Annotated in this window: 14 protein-coding genes and 1 tRNA gene; 8 read left to right on the top strand and 7 right to left on the bottom strand. The window is 65.2% G+C overall.

Annotated features, from left to right (window positions below; all coding sequences use genetic code 11):
• Positions 1-6: 6 nt before the first annotated feature.
• The 5 genes from ACLV74_RS12680 (at position 7) to ACLV74_RS12660 (ending at position 4,425) form a co-directional block, all read left to right on the top strand.
• Positions 7-1,509: a M16 family metallopeptidase gene (locus ACLV74_RS12680; protein WP_411879743.1), complete on the top strand. Its 1,503-nt coding sequence runs from the start codon at positions 7-9 to the stop codon at positions 1,507-1,509.
• Positions 1,510-1,529: 20 nt separating this feature from the next.
• Positions 1,530-2,894: a M16 family metallopeptidase gene (locus ACLV74_RS12675; RefSeq protein ID WP_411879742.1), complete on the top strand. Its 1,365-nt coding sequence runs from the start codon at positions 1,530-1,532 to the stop codon at positions 2,892-2,894.
• The gene (gene rsmD, locus ACLV74_RS12670; RefSeq protein WP_411879741.1) at positions 2,891-3,544 is read left to right on the top strand and encodes a 16S rRNA (guanine(966)-N(2))-methyltransferase RsmD; all 654 of its coding nucleotides are present in this window, start codon (positions 2,891-2,893) and stop codon (positions 3,542-3,544) included. Before ACLV74_RS12675 ends, rsmD begins: the two co-directional genes overlap by 4 nt.
• Before the next feature lie 91 nt (positions 3,545-3,635).
• On the top strand, positions 3,636-4,154 hold the full coding sequence (coaD, locus tag ACLV74_RS12665; protein ID WP_411879740.1) for a pantetheine-phosphate adenylyltransferase: 519 nt from the start codon (positions 3,636-3,638) through the stop codon (positions 4,152-4,154).
• 1 nt (position 4,155) lies between these two features.
• The gene (locus ACLV74_RS12660; protein ID WP_411879739.1) at positions 4,156-4,425 is read left to right on the top strand and encodes a YfhL family 4Fe-4S dicluster ferredoxin; all 270 of its coding nucleotides are present in this window, start codon (positions 4,156-4,158) and stop codon (positions 4,423-4,425) included.
• A 4-nt stretch (positions 4,426-4,429) separates the two neighbouring features.
• Here the strand turns inward: ACLV74_RS12660 and pth are convergent, their stop codons facing one another.
• The 7 genes from pth to ACLV74_RS12625 form a co-directional block, all read right to left on the bottom strand.
• Entirely contained in the window at positions 4,430-5,074 is a 645-nt protein-coding gene (gene pth, locus ACLV74_RS12655) for an aminoacyl-tRNA hydrolase (protein ID WP_411879738.1), read from the bottom strand.
• Between the two features lie 118 nt (positions 5,075-5,192).
• Positions 5,193-5,888 (bottom strand): 50S ribosomal protein L25/general stress protein Ctc, encoded by a 696-nt coding sequence (locus tag ACLV74_RS12650; RefSeq protein ID WP_411879737.1) that lies wholly within the window; start codon positions 5,886-5,888, stop codon positions 5,193-5,195.
• A 113-nt stretch (positions 5,889-6,001) separates the two neighbouring features.
• Positions 6,002-6,976: a ribose-phosphate pyrophosphokinase gene (locus ACLV74_RS12645; RefSeq protein ID WP_411879736.1), complete on the bottom strand. Its 975-nt coding sequence runs from the start codon at positions 6,974-6,976 to the stop codon at positions 6,002-6,004.
• Between the two features lie 233 nt (positions 6,977-7,209).
• Positions 7,210-7,286, bottom strand: a tRNA-Gln gene (locus ACLV74_RS12640).
• Between the two features lie 86 nt (positions 7,287-7,372).
• Positions 7,373-8,290 carry a 4-(cytidine 5'-diphospho)-2-C-methyl-D-erythritol kinase gene (ispE, locus tag ACLV74_RS12635; protein WP_411879735.1) on the bottom strand — a complete coding sequence of 306 codons (918 nt, stop codon included), beginning with the start codon at positions 8,288-8,290 and terminating at the stop codon, positions 7,373-7,375.
• Between the two features lie 31 nt (positions 8,291-8,321).
• Positions 8,322-8,843: a lipoprotein insertase outer membrane protein LolB gene (locus ACLV74_RS12630; protein ID WP_411879734.1), complete on the bottom strand. Its 522-nt coding sequence runs from the start codon at positions 8,841-8,843 to the stop codon at positions 8,322-8,324.
• A gap of 15 nt (positions 8,844-8,858) precedes the next feature.
• Entirely contained in the window at positions 8,859-10,640 is a 1,782-nt protein-coding gene (locus ACLV74_RS12625; protein WP_411879733.1) for a tetratricopeptide repeat protein, read from the bottom strand.
• A 133-nt stretch (positions 10,641-10,773) separates the two neighbouring features.
• Between ACLV74_RS12625 and mutM the strand changes: the two genes are divergently transcribed.
• From mutM to mutY, 3 genes are all read left to right on the top strand, one after another.
• The gene (gene mutM, locus ACLV74_RS12620; RefSeq protein ID WP_411879732.1) at positions 10,774-11,589 is read left to right on the top strand and encodes a bifunctional DNA-formamidopyrimidine glycosylase/DNA-(apurinic or apyrimidinic site) lyase; all 816 of its coding nucleotides are present in this window, start codon (positions 10,774-10,776) and stop codon (positions 11,587-11,589) included.
• Between the two features lie 79 nt (positions 11,590-11,668).
• On the top strand, positions 11,669-13,651 hold the full coding sequence (locus tag ACLV74_RS12615) for a dynamin family protein (protein WP_411879731.1): 1,983 nt from the start codon (positions 11,669-11,671) through the stop codon (positions 13,649-13,651).
• Between the two features lie 68 nt (positions 13,652-13,719).
• On the top strand, positions 13,720-14,799 hold the full coding sequence (gene mutY / locus ACLV74_RS12610) for an A/G-specific adenine glycosylase (protein ID WP_411879730.1): 1,080 nt from the start codon (positions 13,720-13,722) through the stop codon (positions 14,797-14,799).
• Positions 14,800-14,801: the final 2 nt, after the last annotated feature.

Here is a 14,801-nt window from a genome sequence, read left to right as displayed (position 1 = left end):
TATTCTATGAAACACCCCAGACAAGCCCCTTTGACCTACCCAGTACCCCTTCCCCGCCCCGTTTTTCGCCTTGCCCGCGCCCCTGCCGCCTTGCTGGCCCTGTGCCTGGCCGGCGCCGCCTTTGCGCAGGCAACCGCCCCCGCACCGGTGGTGGAGCAGTTCACGCTGGCCAACGGCCTGACGGTCATCGTCAAACCCGACCACCGCGCGCCCACGGTGGCGCACATGCTGTGGATACGCGTCGGCTCCATGGACGAGGTGGACGGCACCTCGGGCGTGGCCCATGCGCTGGAGCACATGATGTTCAAGGGCACGCCGACGGTCAAACCCGGCGACTTTTCCAAGCGCGTCGCCGCGCTGGGCGGCCAGGACAACGCCTTCACCAGCCGCGACAACACCGGTTTTCACCAGCAGGTGCCCGCCGGCAAGCTTGAGGACGTGATGCGGCTGGAAGCAGACCGCTTTGCCAACATGCAGTGGCCCGACGCGGAGTTCACCCGCGAGATCGAGGTCGTCAAGGAGGAGCGGCGCCTGCGCACCGAAGACTCGCCGCGCGCCATGCTCTACGAGAACGCCACGGCCATGACCTTCATGGCCTCGCCGTACCGGCGTCCCGTCGTCGGCTGGATGAGCGACCTTGACGCCATGACGGCGGCCGACGTGCGCGATTTTTACCGACGCTGGTATGTGCCGGCCAATGCGGCCGTGGTGGTGGCGGGCGATGTGGAAGTCGCCCAGGTCAGGAAACTGGCCGAAAAATACTACGGCGGCATCCCCGCCCGTGCGGTGCCCAGCCGCAAGCCCCGCACCGAGCCCGAACAGGACGGCATGCGCCGCCTGGACTACAAGGCCCCGGCCAGCCAGGCCTACGTAGGCATGTCTTTCAAGATTCCCAAACTGGAGCCGGCCGACCTGCTGGATCCTGTTGCCGGCGCGCCGGCCTCGCCGACGGCCGCGGCCAGCCGTGATGCGCTGGCCCTGACCGTGCTGGCCGCGGTGCTGGACGGCTACAGCGGCGCGCGCCTGGAGCGGGCGCTGGTGCAGGGCGAAGGGCGCCTGGCCGACGGCGCCGGGGCGTCCAGCAGCCTGGTCGGGCGCGGCCCTACGCTGTTCATCCTGGACGGCGTGCCGGCCGAGGGCAAAACCACGCAGCAAGTCGCCGACGCGCTGCGCCGGCAGGTTGCCATCGTGGCGCAAAGCGGCGTCAGCGAGGCCGAGCTCAACCGCGTCAAAACCCAGTGGGTGGCCAGCGAAACCTACAAGCTCGACTCGGTGTTCAGCCAGGCGCGCGAGCTGGGCTCCAACTGGATACAGGGCTTGCCGCTGGACGGCAGCGCACGCGTGATCGCCCGGCTGCGCACCATCACCGCCGCTGAAGTGCAGGCCGTTGCCGCCAGATATTTCGGTGACGACCAGATGACCCAGGCCACGCTGCTGCCGCAACCCGTGGATCCCAAGCGCAAGCCGCGCAAGCCGGCTGCCACCTTGCGCCACGACGCCGGCTCTTGAAACCCATTACCCGAACTCCCATGAAAATCGCTACGAAACACGGGGCCGGGCGCTCCATCCCCACCTGGGCTGCCGGCCTTTTGTGCCTATGCCTGCAGACCACGGCAAGCGCGGCCATCCCGATCCAGCAGTGGACGCAAGCCAGCGGTGCCCAGGTCTACCTGGTCGAGAGCCCGGCCATCGCTATGGTGGACGTGCAGATTGATTTTGATGCCGGCGCGCGCCGCGACCCGGCGGCCCAGGCCGGCCTGGCGAGCGTGACGACCGGCATGCTGGACAAAGGCGTGCTGGCCAGGGACGGTGCGCCCGCGATGGATGAAAACGCCCTCAGCGAAGCCTGGGCCGACCTGGGCGCGCAGTTCGGCGCCGGCGCCACGTCGGACCGCATGGGCTTTTCGCTGCGCTCCCTGACCGAGCCCGACCTGCTGGACAAGGCCGTGGCCCTGGCCGCGCGTGAAATGGCCGAGCCGTCTTTCCCCGACGCCATCTGGCAGCGCGAACGCCAGCGCATCCAGGCCGCGTTGAAAGAGTCCTACACGCGGCCCGCGAGCATCATCGGCCGCGCCTATGCGCAGGCGGTGTACGGCACGCATCCCTACGGCTACGAGACGACCGAAGCCACGCTGGCGCGCATCAGCGTGGCCGACATGCGCGCCCTGCACGCGGCCAGCGTGGTGGCCTGCCGCGCGCGCATCAGCATGGTGGGCGCCGTGACGCGCGCGCAGGCCGATGCCATCGCCGCGCGTTTGCTGTCGCGCTTGCCGCAGCAGCCCTGCGCCAGCCTGCCGCCCTTGCCTGAGGTGGCCGAAGTGGCGCCGCTGGCCCAGGCCGAGGAAAAACGCATTGCCTTTGATTCGGCTCAGGCCCATGTGCTGATCGGCCAGCCCGGTTACAAGCGCGCCGACCCGGACTATTTCCCGTTGACCGTGGGAAATTACATCCTGGGCGGCGGTGGATTTGTGTCGCGCCTGACGCGTGAAGTGCGTGAAAAGCGGGGGCTGACCTACGGCGTCTCCAGCTATTTCTCGCCGGGCCTGCACGCCGGCGCCTTCACCGTCGGCCTGCAGACGCGGCCCGACCAGGCCCCCCAGGCCGTGGCGCTGGTGCGCGATGTGCTGAAAGAGTTTGTGGCCAACGGCCCGACCGAGGCCGAGCTGAAAGCCGCCAAGGACAACCTGATTGGCGGCTTCGCGCTGCGCATGGACAGCAACCGCAAGCTGCTCGACAACGTGTCGAATATCGCCTGGAACCGCCTGCCGCTCGATTACCTCGACACCTGGACGCAGCAGGTCGACAAGGTGACGGCCGCCGACATCAAGGCCGCCTTTGCGCGCAAGCTGCAGCCTGGGAAAATGGTCACTGTCATACTCGGCGCCGCACCATGAAATACACACCCGCATCCACAGAAACCACCGCCGGCAAAAAACCGCGTCCCAAGGCCGGCAAGGTGGTGGGCCGCAAGACCGTGCCGCCCGGTGAAATCCGCATCATCGGCGGGCTGTACAAGCGCACCAAACTACCGGTTCCCAGCAAGCCCGGCCTGCGCCCCACGCCCGACCGCGTGCGCGAGACGCTGTTCAACTGGCTGGGCCAGGACCTGACCGGCTGGCGCTGCATCGACGTGTTCGCCGGCACGGGCGCGTTGGGCTTTGAGGCCGCTTCACGCGGCGCCGCCGACGTCGTGCTGTGCGAGCAGGACCCGGCCTTGGTGGTGCAGCTCAAGGCGGTGCAGGCCAGGCTCAAGGCCGACATGTGCCGCATTGAGCGCGGTGACGGGCTCAGCGTCCTCAAGCGCACCGCGCCCGCCAGCCTGCAGCTGGTGCTGCTGGACCCGCCGTTTGAGTCCACCGCGTTCGAATCCACGCTGCAAGCCGCGGCCAAGGCCATAGGCCCGACCGGCGTGGTCTACCTGGAAGCCCCCAAACCCTGGAGCGACGAGGACTTGCTGCCCTTGGGCCTCAAGGTGCACCGCAGCGGCAAGGCCGGTGCGGTGCATTTCCACCTGCTGGCGGGGCTGCACGCGCCGGTGGCCTGATACCCGTTCACGAGGCCGGCAGCCTTGCCTGCCTCGTGGTTACAAAGGCCGGCCGGCGGGCCCCGGGGGCCGGGCGGGCATAATTCCAGCCATGGCCACCCCGCGCATCGCTGTCTATTCCGGCACTTTTGACCCCTTCACACTGGGCCATGAGGACGTGGTGCGCCGCGCGGCGGGCCTGTTTGACCAGCTCGTCATTGCGGTGGCAGCAGCCCACCACAAGAAAACACTGTTCTCGCTGGAAGCCCGCGTGGCGCAGGTGCGGGCCGAAACGCAGGGCATAAGCGGCGTGACCGTGCTGCCTTTTGATGGCCTGATCATGGATTTCTGCGCGGCGCAAAAGGCTTCGGCCGTAGTGCGCGGCATCCGCAACCTGACCGACTTTGATTACGAAGCGCAAATGGCGGCCATGAACCGCAAGCTGCGTCCGCAGGTGGAAACCGTGTTCCTGCTGCCCGACGCGCCGCTGCAATGCATCAGCAGCACGCTGGTGCGCGAAATCAGCAAGCTGGGCGGCGACGTCGCCCAGATGGTGAGCCCGGCGGTGGCTTCAGCCCTGGCGGGCGCGCACCAGGCTGCCAAAGCGGATAAAACTGGAAGAGGGGGCTGACATGGCCCTGATGATCACCGACGAATGCATCAACTGCGACGTCTGCGAACCTGAATGCCCCAACCAGGCGATTTACCTGGGCCAGGAAATCTACGAGATCGACCCGCACAAGTGCACCGAATGCGCGGGCCATTTCGACGAGCCGCAGTGCGTGCAGGTCTGCCCCGTGGCCTGCATTCCGCTGAACCCGCAGCACATCGAAACGCGGGACACCCTGTGGGAAAAGTACCAGCGCCTGCAGGCCGTCATTCCCATCATTGCTGCCCGCTGAGGGTTTAATCCTCGGTCTTTGGATCCGGTGGCCCGGATTCCGGTTCGATCACCTTGCGCGGCGGCTTGGGCCGCGGCGGCGTGCTGGTGTGAATCATCATCGTAGCCTTTTCCATCTCGCCCTTGAGCAGCTCCGGCACCGCCTTGAGGCAACGCGCGATGCAGTCTTCAATGGCGATGCGGTGCTCGGCCGAAGGCTTTTTCAGCACCCAGTTGACGACTTCGGCCTTGACGCCCGGGTGGCCCACGCCTATGCGCAGGCGCCAGTAGTCGGGCGTGCCCAGTTGGGCATGGATGTCGCGCAGGCCGTTGTGGCCGGCGTGGCTGCCGCCGAACTTGAGCTTGACCTGGCCCGGCACGATGTCCATCTCGTCGTGCGCCACCAGCACTTCCTCAGGCGCGACCTTGAAAAACCGTGCCAGCGCCGCGACTGATTTTCCCGACACGTTCATGAAGGTCAGCGGCTTGAGCAGCCAGACGTTCTGGCCGTTCACCGTGATTCGGGCAACCTGGCCGTGGTAGCTTTTTTCCAGGCTGAGCGGGGCCTTGAGTTCGCGTGACAGCGCGTCTATCCACCAGAAGCCGGCGTTGTGGCGCGTGGCTTCGTATTCAGGGCCTGGATTGCCCAGGCCGACAAATAATTTGATCATTCGGAAATTTCCATCGCCCAATTCTAGGGGGCGCGCCTGCGGCGCCCCAAGAAAAAAGGCCCTTGTCCCGCAAGAGGACAAGGGCCGTGGGCCTTTTCAGGCGCGCGCCTGAAGTGGATTACTTCTTGGCGGCAGGCTTGGCGGCGTCAGCCTTGGCGCCGGCTTTGGCTTCCTTGGCGGCGGCGGCTTTGGCTGCTTTCGGGTCCACCGGAGCGGCTGCTGCAGCGGCTGCTGCGGCATCGGCCTCGGCTTCTTCGGACACGGCGGACACGGACACCAGCACAGGATTTTCCTGGCCCTTGGCGACAAACTTCACGCCCTTTGGCAGCGTGATGTCCTTGACGTGCAGCGGCGAGCCCTTCTTCAGGCCGGTCAGGTCGACGGCGATGAATTCAGGGATGTCGGCCGGGAAGCAGGAGACGGTCAGCTCGGTGATCACGTGGTTGACCAGGCAGTTTTCGGTCTTGACGGCCGGCGACTCTTCTTCACCGCTGTAGTGCAAAGGCACCTTGACGGTCATCTTGGTCTTGGCTTCGACGCGCTGGAAGTCGATGTGCAGGATCTGTTGCTTGTACGGGTGCATCTGCAGATCGCGCAGCAAAACTTTTTGTTCCTTGCCGCCGAGTTCCATCTCAAGGATGGAGGCGTGGAAGGCTTCTTTCTTGATGGCGTGCCACAACGCGTTGTGATCGAGTTCGATCAGCGTGGGTTCACCGGTGCCACCGTAGACGATACCGGGCGTGCGGCCCGTGATGCGGAGACGGCGGCTCGCACCCGTGCCCTGCTTTGCGCGCTCAAAAGCGACGAATTTCATAATTTTCTCCAAAAAGGGCAGGCCGCGACCAGCTCGCCCCGACTTTAAAAAGCTGCCCATATCCCGTGAGGCCGTTTGGCGTCGCGGGCAGTGCAGCCGCTTTTTGTTTCAGATCAGAACAGGTTGTCCTGGTCCGAAAACAAACTCATGACCGACTCTCCCTTGGCGATGCGCTGAATCGTCTCAGCGATCAGCGGCGCCACAGAGAGCTGGCGAATCTTCTTGCAGCCTTCTGCATTGGGGCTAAGCGGGATGGTGTTCGTGATCACCACTTCATCGAGCGCATCGCCCTGGGCGATGCGGTCTATGGCCGGGCCCGAAAAAATCGGGTGCGTGCAATACGCGTAAACCTTCTTGGCGCCGCGCTCCTTGAGCACTTCAGCCGCTTTCACCAGCGTGCCGGCCGTGTCGATCATGTCGTCCATGATCACGCAGTTGCGGCCTTCGATGTCGCCGATCACGTGCATCACTTCCGACACGTTGGCCTTGGGGCGGCGCTTGTCGATGATGGCCATGTCGCAGCCCAGCTGCTTGGCCAGCGCCCGGGCGCGCACCACGCCGCCCACATCGGGCGAGACGACCATCAGGTCGGCGTAATTCTTCTGGCGCAGGTCGCCCAGCAGCACCGGCGACGCGTAAATGTTGTCGACCGGAATGTCGAAAAACCCCTGGATCTGGTCGGCATGCAAATCCATCGTTAAGACACGCGACACGCCCACGGCCTGCAGCATGTTGGCCACCACCTTGGCCGTGATCGGCACACGCGCCGAACGCGGGCGGCGGTCTTGCCGGGCATAACCGAAATACGGGATCACCGCCGCGATGCGCTCGGCCGAAGCGCGCTTCAGCGCATCGACCATGATCAGCAGTTCCATCAGGTTGTCGTTGGTCGGCGCGCAGGTCGACTGCACCACGAACACGTCGCGAGCCCGAACGTTCTGCTGGATCTCGACGGTGACTTCACCATCCGAAAAACGTCCCACATGGGCCGCTCCCAGCGAAATGCCCAGGTGCTGGGAGATTTCAAGGGCCATGCTCGGATTGGCATTGCCGGTAAAAACCATGAAGTCGGGGTGGTGCGTTTGCATGTGGGGCCCAGCTGCTACAAGGACTTGAACGTGGCTGAAATTTTTGGTCGAAGCAAGATACGCACGGGAGTCAACATGCTGCAAGGGGCTTGGCAGTGAGCGCCGCTTGGCCTGTCGTGTTCCCAAAAACACACAGACCCGCTGATACACATCACGCGGGTCTGTCAGGAGTCACGCGGGCCCGCTCCGGGCGGGTCCGCAACACCGGGGGCTGTGGCCCTCAGTCTGAAATTTGGCAGGGGTGGAAGGATTCGAACCTGCGAATGCCGGAATCAAAATCCGGTGCCTTAACCAGCTTGGCGACACCCCTACACAGGACAGTTGTTGTTGCCAACAACAGACCTATAACTTATTCATTTATGGTCGCTTGGAAACTCATTTCGAGAGCGGGTCATTTTACCAACCCGCCAGCGGATGCGCCTCCAAATTACCGCATTTGCGGATTTTCCAGCCCTCAGGCAATCCTGAGACGTCGGGCAAATCTGCTTCATGCAACATTTGCGCAAATACAGCACTTCCGGAGCCGGTCATGCGCCCTTCAAGATGTCTGCTTTTCAGCCAATCGAGCGATTGGCCGATCTGCGGGCACATCTCCTGCGCTACCGGCTGCAAGTCGTTGCGGCCAAATTGGAAATCAACTGATTTCGGCTGGCCTTCAGCATTTGCAGCAAAGCCTTGGATTGTAGCAGTTTCTGTATCGCGTTTGAGGCCGGGCGCGCTGAAAATACCTTGCGTGGGGAGGCCGGCGGCCGGCTTGAGCACCACAAAACGGGCCGGAGGCAGGGCCAGGGGCGTGATTTTCTCGCCTATGCCTTCCACCCAGGCATGGCCGCCCGACAGGAAAAAAGGCACGTCGGCGCCCAGCGACAGGGCGAGGGCGTTCAATTCCTGCGGCGGCAGGCGCACGCCCCAGAGCCGCTGCAGCGCCAGCAGGCAACTGGCCGCATCCGACGAGCCGCCGCCCATGCCGGCCTGCGAGGGAATGCGTTTTTCCAGGCCGATATGCACGCCCAGCAGGGTGCCGCAAGCGGCCTGCAGCGCTTTTGCCGCCCGCACGGCGAGGTCTTCGGCAGGCAGCGGCTCCGCTGCTTCATCCGCCTGCAGGTCCTCCCTGGTGATCCGGCCGTCGGTGCGTAGCTCGAAGTGCAGTGTGTCGCACCAGTCGATCAGCATGAACACGGACTGCAGCAGGTGGTAGCCGTCGGGCCGGCGGCCGGTGATGTGCAGGAACAGGTTGAGTTTGGCGGGCGCCGGTACGTCGTACAAGGCCTTGAGCGGCCGCGCGGAGTGCGAAGCGGAAACGGATGAAGTCATAAACGATTGAACGGCGGCGCGCAGCCGGGATTTACCGGTCGAGCACGACACGCAGGTCGGCCTGCGGCGCGGGCTCTGTTCTCCTGGCTGAAATGCGGCCTTCCTTCTGGCGCGAGAGGTCCGCAGACCAGCCGCTGGCGGCGGCGTTGTCGCCCTGCAGCCAGGCAAACAGCGCGTCCAGCGGCACGGCGGCGCCCGTGGCTTGCGCCATCAGTTCGTCGACGGAAGCAAAGCGCTGGACCTTGCCGTTGCCGGAATCCAGCACCGCTTCGCCGGGCGACCAGCGCAGCACGCCCAGCACATTGCCCAAAGGGCTGATCAGCGAGAGTTCGCCGCGTTCGGCCCGGCCCTTGAGTTCAAAGCTGGCGGAAAAAGACTGCGGCGGCTCGCTTTGCACCTGCAGGCTGATGCGGCCCGTCCAGAGTTCGCTGTTCAGGCCTTCCTGGGCCGCGGCCCTGGGCAACTGCGCGCAGCCTGCGATGAAAAAAGCGGCAAAAAAAGAGGCAAAAACAACGGCCAGCCGGGACAGGCGCGTACGGAAGAAGAGCGGCAAGATGGACGTCCCGAGTTAGAGCTTCACGCGCAGCCGCTTGAGCGTTTCGAGCAGCGTTTCGTTCTCCGGGTTCAGCAGCCGGCCCTCTTTCCAGATGACGATGGCGCGGTCGCGCTGCCCCATGGCCCACAGCACTTCGCCGAAATGCGCCGCGATTTCCGCGTCGGGCTTGGCCTTGTAGGCCGCCTCGAAGATCTGCGCGGCTTCGGCGTTGTTGCCCATGCGAAATTCCACCCAGCCCAGGCTGTCGCGGATAAAAGGGTCGGAAGGGGCGAATTCCAGTGCTTTCTGGATCAGCCCGCGTGCCTCCGGCAGCCGCACGTTGCGCTCGGCCAGCGAGTAGCCCAGCGCGTTGTAAGCGTGGTGGTAGTCGGGCTTGAGCTGGATGACCTTGCGCAGCAGGCTTTCCATCTCATCGAGCTTGCCCAGCTTCTCGGCCATCATGGCCTGGTCGTAGAGCAACTCGGTCTCGTCGGGCGACTTGACCAGGGCCTGCGCCAGCACGTCATGGGCCAGCTGGTATTGCTTGAATTCGCGCAGCAGGGCCACTTCCGCGTTGAGCTTGACCCTGGCATCCGCCGGATTGCGCTCGGGCAGTTTGCGGATCAGCTGGCGGCCTTCTTCCAGCTTGCCCTGGCTGGCCAGGATGGACGCGCGCCGGGTTTGCGCCAGCGCCAGGTCGGAGGAGTTTTCGATCTTGGCCAGCCAGCTTTCCGCAGCGGCGTAGTCCTTGCGTTTTTCCGCCAGTTGCGAGAGCGACAAATAGGCCTGGGCCAGGCCCCGGTTGCGCTCGCCCTCGGAGGCCTGCTGCTGCGCCAGGCCGACGTAGCGCTCCAGCGAGGCTTGCGCCTGTGCCAGCTGGTTGTCCTGCAACTGCAGGGAGCCCAGCACCAGCCAGCCTTCGGGCAGGTCGGGCTTGTCGCGCGTCACGACCTGCAGCTGGGCCGCCGCTTCGTTGTAGCGCTGGGCATCCAGCAGGGCCCGGGCATAGGCCATCCTGATCTCAGGCATGGCCTTGGCGTTGCCTTCGAAGTACTTGCGGACCACGCTTTCGGCTTCGGGCAGCTTGGGATCCATCAGTTCGAGCGCGACGAGCGCCGGGCCTTCGGCGAAGGGGGCGGCGGCCTGGGCGCGCGTGGCGGCTGCCAGCGCGCCATTGGCGTCGCCCGCTGCCAGGCGCATGCGCCCGACGGTGGTCCAGGCGGCGCCGGCGGTGGCGGGGTTGCCGAGGTAGTCGGCCAGCGCCTCTTCAACCGCGGTGGCGGCCAGTTTTTTGTCCGTCACGCGGGCGTAGACACGGGGAATGGTCGCCAGGACGGCCGGCCGCTCCACGTCCGGCGCCAGCTTGATCTCGGTTTGCAGGGGTTCGGCCGTCTCGGCGATGCGGTTGAGCGCCACCAGTATTTGCAGGACGTAGCGATTGGCTTCGCGCGATGTGGGCTGGTCCTGCTTCCAGGCCTTGGCCGCCTGCAGGGCCGCATCGCCCGAACGCGACTGCAGGGCGATGTCGGTCGCGCGCTGGTAGAGCTGGGCATCGCTGGTTTTCCGGGCGGCGTCCAGCATGAGCGCGAAGCCGGCGGCGGGCTCGCCGTCCTGCAAGGTCATTTCGCCGACCAGCAACTGGTAGAACAGGGCGCTGTCCAGGAGGGAAGAGGGGGCGGCTTCCTGTGCCGCCTTGGCCTCGACCAGCGTGGCGGGCGCCGCGGAAACAGGCTCCGGGGTCTGCGCCAGGGCCAGGGGTGTGACAAACCACAAGCCGCTAAGGGCGAGGCCGGCAAGGCCAGATTTTTTCTTCATCGAACCATGATAATTGAAGCTCCCGGGCCGCGCTCCCGCTTTACCCTGCGGTAACCGAAGCCTTTATGGTCGGCATGACGCAGCAAGGCAAGGCCCTTGCGCCGACAGACCGGCGCCCCTACCTGTCATACCTATGCCTGAACTGCCCGAAGTCGAAGTCACCCGCCTGAGTTTTGCGGACCGCATCGCGGGCGCCCGCATCGAGAGCGTCGAAATGGGCAAGCCGCTGCGCTGGCCGCTGGGCTGCCCGCCGCGCCAGCTGGTCGGCCGGCAGGTGCTGGCGGTGCGCCGGCGCGGCAAATACCTGCTGGTGGACCTGAACGACGGCTTGTTGCTGATCCACCTGGGGATGTCCGGCAGCGTCACCTTTGGGTCAGGTTTCCCCGCGCCGGGCAAGCATGACCACTTTGAGATGGTCACCAGCCTGGGAACCCTGCGCCTGAACGACCCGCGCCGTTTTGGTGCGGTGGTGTATGCCGGGGATGAAAGCTCCGCTGCCGCGCAAAAGCTGCTCGGCCGCCTGGGTGTGGAGCCGCTCGGCGACGACTTTGACGCGGCGGGCTTTCACCAGGCGCTCAAATTGCGGCAAACGCCCATCAAGCAGGTCTTGCTGGGCGGCGAGGCCGTGGTCGGCGTCGGCAATATTTACGCATCCGAGGCGCTGTTCCTGGCGGGCATACGGCCCACGACCCGGGCCAGCCGCATCAGCAAGCCGCGCGCGGCGCTGCTTCACGCGGCGATCCGGCAGGTGCTGGCACAGGCTGTTACAAAAGGGGGCAGCACCCTGCGGGATTTCTCGAATGCCTGGGGGGAGTCGGGATACTTCCAGCTGGAGGCCATGGTCTACGACCGGGCCGGGCATCCCTGCCGGGTGTGCGCCACCCCCGTCAAAAGCATTCGCCAGGGCCAGCGCTCCACCTTTTATTGCGCGATTTGCCAGAAACCGTGAGGCCGGGGTCCGTACACCCGCCGATGGTTCTTTCGGGGCTGCGATGCTATATTGACCGACCACACTTAACGGAAGACCGATGTCTTTTAACGAACAATTTGACCAGCATGGCGCTTGGCGGCGTGAATTTGCACTGCGCCTGAAGCTGCTCGCTGAGTGGATGAAAGACCATGACCTGCTCGACGCGGCCGTCGAGGAGCGTCTTCAGCGGCTTGAATCCCAGGTGCGTTCCGACAAGGTCATGGTGGCTTTTGTGGCGGAATTCTCACGCGGCAAGTCCGAGTTGATCAATGCGATTTTCTTTGCCGGCTACGGCCGCCGCATCATGCCGGCCAGCGCCGGCCGCACCACCATGTGCCCGACCGAGCTCGGCTACGACGCGGACGTGCCGCCCTGCCTGCGCCTGCTGCCCATCGAGACGCGCCTGCAGAAGCAGGCGTTGATGGAGTGGCGCTCGGCGCCCGAAAAGTGGACGCGGCTGGACCTGGACGTCAACGATCCGGCGCAACTTGCCCAGGCACTCGAAAAAGTCGCCGAAGTGCGCCACGTCACCAAGGACGAAGCCCGCGCGCTCGGCTTCTGGCACGACGCGAATCCCGACGACAACCCGCTGGCCGGCGCCGACGGCCTGATCGAAGTGCCCAAATGGCGCCACGCGCTCATCAACATCGCCCACCCGTTGCTCAAGCAGGGCCTGGTGATCCTGGACACGCCCGGCCTGAACGCCATAGGCGCGGAGCCCGAACTGACGGTGAGCCTGATTCCGCAGGCGCACGCCGTGGTCTTCATCCTGGCGGCCGATACCGGCGTCACCAAGTCCGACCTGGCGATCTGGCGCGAACACCTGATCACTGAGGGCGACGGCACCGATGCGCGCCTGGTGGTGCTCAACAAGATAGACACGCTCTGGGATGCGCTGAGCACGCCCGAGCAGGTGAAAGCCCAGATAGACCGGCAACGCGCGACCTCGGCCGAAATCCTCGGCCTGCCGGAGTCGCAAGTCATCCCCGTTTCCGCCCAGAAGGGGCTGGTGGCCAAGGTCACCCGCGACAAGGCATTGCTGGAGTCCAGCAACCTGCCGGCGCTTGAATTGGCATTGGGCCAGGGCGTGATGGGGCAGCGCCAGAAAATCCTGCGGACGGCGGTGGCGGCGGGCATCGGCGAACTCAGGACGGAAGCCGGGCGTGCCATGCACATACGCCGGCGCGACCTGGCCGAGCAGATGATCGAACTTCGCGGCCTGCGCGGCAAAAACGTGTCGGTCATCAAGCACATGCGCACACGCATCGAGCAGGAACAGGCCGAGTTCGACACCAGCGGCTCCAAGATCCACGCGGTGCGGTCGGTCCATCTCAAGATGCTGCGCGACCTGTTCAACCTGCTCAGCACGCCGACCCTCAAGGCCGAACTGGCCGAGCTCACGCATGCACTGAAGCAGCCGGGCATCAAGCTGGGCGTCAAAAAAGCCTATGGGCAGACTTTCTCGCGCCTGCGCGAGGGCCTGCAGAAGTCGCAAATCCTGAGCGGTGAAATCCAGTCCATGCTGACGGCGTCCTTCCGCCAACTCAATTCCGAATTCAGTTTTTCGCTGCAGGCGCCCAAAGAGCCCGAACTGATTCGCTACGAGCACGACCTCGAACTGATAGAGCGAAGCCACCTGCAGTACCTCGGGCTGGGCAACGTCATCAAGCTCTCGCAGGCGGATTTTTCCGAGCGCCTGGTGCGCGCGCTGGCCACGCGCCTGCGCGTGGTCTACGAGACCGCGCTGGGCGAGGTGGAACTCTGGAACAAGTCCGCCGCTTCGCAGCTGGACGCCCAGTTGCGCGAGCGGCGCCGCAATTTCGGCCGGAGGCTGGAGGCTATTGAGCGCATCCAGCAGGCCGCGTCAGGCCTGGATGAGCGCATCGCCGAGATCGACGAGCAGGAGGGCGTGCTCAACGAGCTGGACAACAAGCTCACCGAGCTGACCGCGCACCTGATGGGCGGCCCTTCGGCGCAGGACAAGGCGCAGGGCGCCGGCAAGGCCGCCGCCGAAGCCGCAGCCATGCCCGAGGCAGCCTGAGCCTTGCCGGCAGGTCTCCCAGCCTTCCTGCGCGTTTGCCTATCCGAGGCCGAGGCGCGAAGCCGGCGATGAAGCAGGCCGCACCCCCAACCCTGTCCGGTTTCTCCGCGGAGATAGTCCGTTGGCAAGGCACGCACGGGCGCAACAGCCTGCCCTGGCAGAACACGCGTGACCCTTACCGCGTGTGGCTGTCCGAGATCATGCTGCAGCAGACCCAGGTTGCCACCGTCCTCGACTACTACACCCGCTTCCTTGCGCGCTTTCCCACGGTCGCCGAACTGGCCGCCGCGAGCGAAGATGAGGTGCTCGGTTTGTGGAGCGGACTGGGTTACTACAGCCGCGCGCGCAACATGCACCGCTGCGCGAAAGATGTCATGGCCCTGCATGGTGGGCGTTTTCCGGCCACGGCAGAGCAGTTGCAGACCCTGCCCGGCATAGGCCGCTCAACCGCTGCCGCCATCGCCTCTTTCTGCTTCGGCGAGCGCGTGGCCATCCTGGACGGCAACGTCAAGCGGGTGCTCACGCGGGTGCTGGCGTTTTCCGCCGACCTCGCGCAAAGCGCCAATGAAAAAGCGCTGTGGAACCAGGCGACGGAGCTGCTTCCGAAGAAAGATTTGCCGGACGCCATGCCGCGCTACACCCAGGGCTTGATGGACCTGGGCGCTACGATTTGCGCGGGCCGCCAGCCGCAGTGCCTGCTGTGCCCGGTGCAGAAGCTGTGCCGTGGTTTTGCCGAGGGCGATCCCGGGAAATACCCCGTGAAGACTCGCAAGCTCAAGCGCAGCGCCCAGGGCCTGAGCCTGCTGTGGGCGCAGCGCCCCGATGGCTCGGTCTGGCTGGAAAGGCGTCCCGGCCGCGGCGTCTGGGGCGGCTTGTATTGCCTGCCCGTGTTTGACAGCGACGACGAGTTGAAGGCGGTGCTGCCGGCTTCGTTGCAATCGCGGCTTGATCCCTTGCCGCAGTTTGTGCACGTGTTGACTCACAAGGACTTGTACCTGTCGCCGTGGGTCGCGGGTTTTGGCGCCGGCCAGTCCTTGCCCAAGGCGGTGGTGTCAGAGGAGCGGCCGGGTGCGTGGTTCAGCCCGGATGCATGGCCTGCCTTGGGCCTGCCTGCGCCCATACGCAAGCTGCTTGCCGTACAGCGCTAGGG

The sequence above is a fragment of the Polaromonas sp. YR568 genome (assembly GCF_943369415.1).
Classification (GTDB): domain Bacteria; phylum Pseudomonadota; class Gammaproteobacteria; order Burkholderiales; family Burkholderiaceae_C; genus Polaromonas.
Note: the sequence above shows the minus strand (reverse complement) of the source record. Positions and strands in the feature narration are given on the sequence as shown.

Excerpts from the sequence above, each read along its gene's own strand:
- ACLV74_RS12675 (WP_411879742.1), top strand. The coding sequence starts at position 1,530 with ATGAAAATCGCTACGAAACACGGGGCCGGGCGCTCCATCCCCACCTGG.
- pth (WP_411879738.1), bottom strand. The coding sequence starts at position 5,074 with ATGATCAAATTATTTGTCGGCCTGGGCAATCCAGGCCCTGAATACGAA.
- ACLV74_RS12650 (WP_411879737.1), bottom strand. The coding sequence starts at position 5,888 with ATGAAATTCGTCGCTTTTGAGCGCGCAAAGCAGGGCACGGGTGCGAGC.
- ACLV74_RS12645 (WP_411879736.1), bottom strand. The coding sequence starts at position 6,976 with ATGCAAACGCACCACCCCGACTTCATGGTTTTTACCGGCAATGCCAAT.
- coaD (WP_411879740.1), top strand. The coding sequence starts at position 3,636 with ATGGCCACCCCGCGCATCGCTGTCTATTCCGGCACTTTTGACCCCTTC.
- mutY (WP_411879730.1), top strand. The coding sequence starts at position 13,720 with ATGAAGCAGGCCGCACCCCCAACCCTGTCCGGTTTCTCCGCGGAGATA.
- mutM (WP_411879732.1), top strand. The coding sequence starts at position 10,774 with ATGCCTGAACTGCCCGAAGTCGAAGTCACCCGCCTGAGTTTTGCGGAC.
- ACLV74_RS12615 (WP_411879731.1), top strand. The coding sequence starts at position 11,669 with ATGTCTTTTAACGAACAATTTGACCAGCATGGCGCTTGGCGGCGTGAA.
- rsmD (WP_411879741.1), top strand. The coding sequence starts at position 2,891 with ATGAAATACACACCCGCATCCACAGAAACCACCGCCGGCAAAAAACCG.
- ACLV74_RS12625 (WP_411879733.1), bottom strand. The coding sequence starts at position 10,640 with ATGAAGAAAAAATCTGGCCTTGCCGGCCTCGCCCTTAGCGGCTTGTGG.
- ACLV74_RS12660 (WP_411879739.1), top strand. The coding sequence starts at position 4,156 with ATGGCCCTGATGATCACCGACGAATGCATCAACTGCGACGTCTGCGAA.
- ACLV74_RS12680 (WP_411879743.1), top strand. The coding sequence starts at position 7 with ATGAAACACCCCAGACAAGCCCCTTTGACCTACCCAGTACCCCTTCCC.
- ispE (WP_411879735.1), bottom strand. The coding sequence starts at position 8,290 with ATGACTTCATCCGTTTCCGCTTCGCACTCCGCGCGGCCGCTCAAGGCC.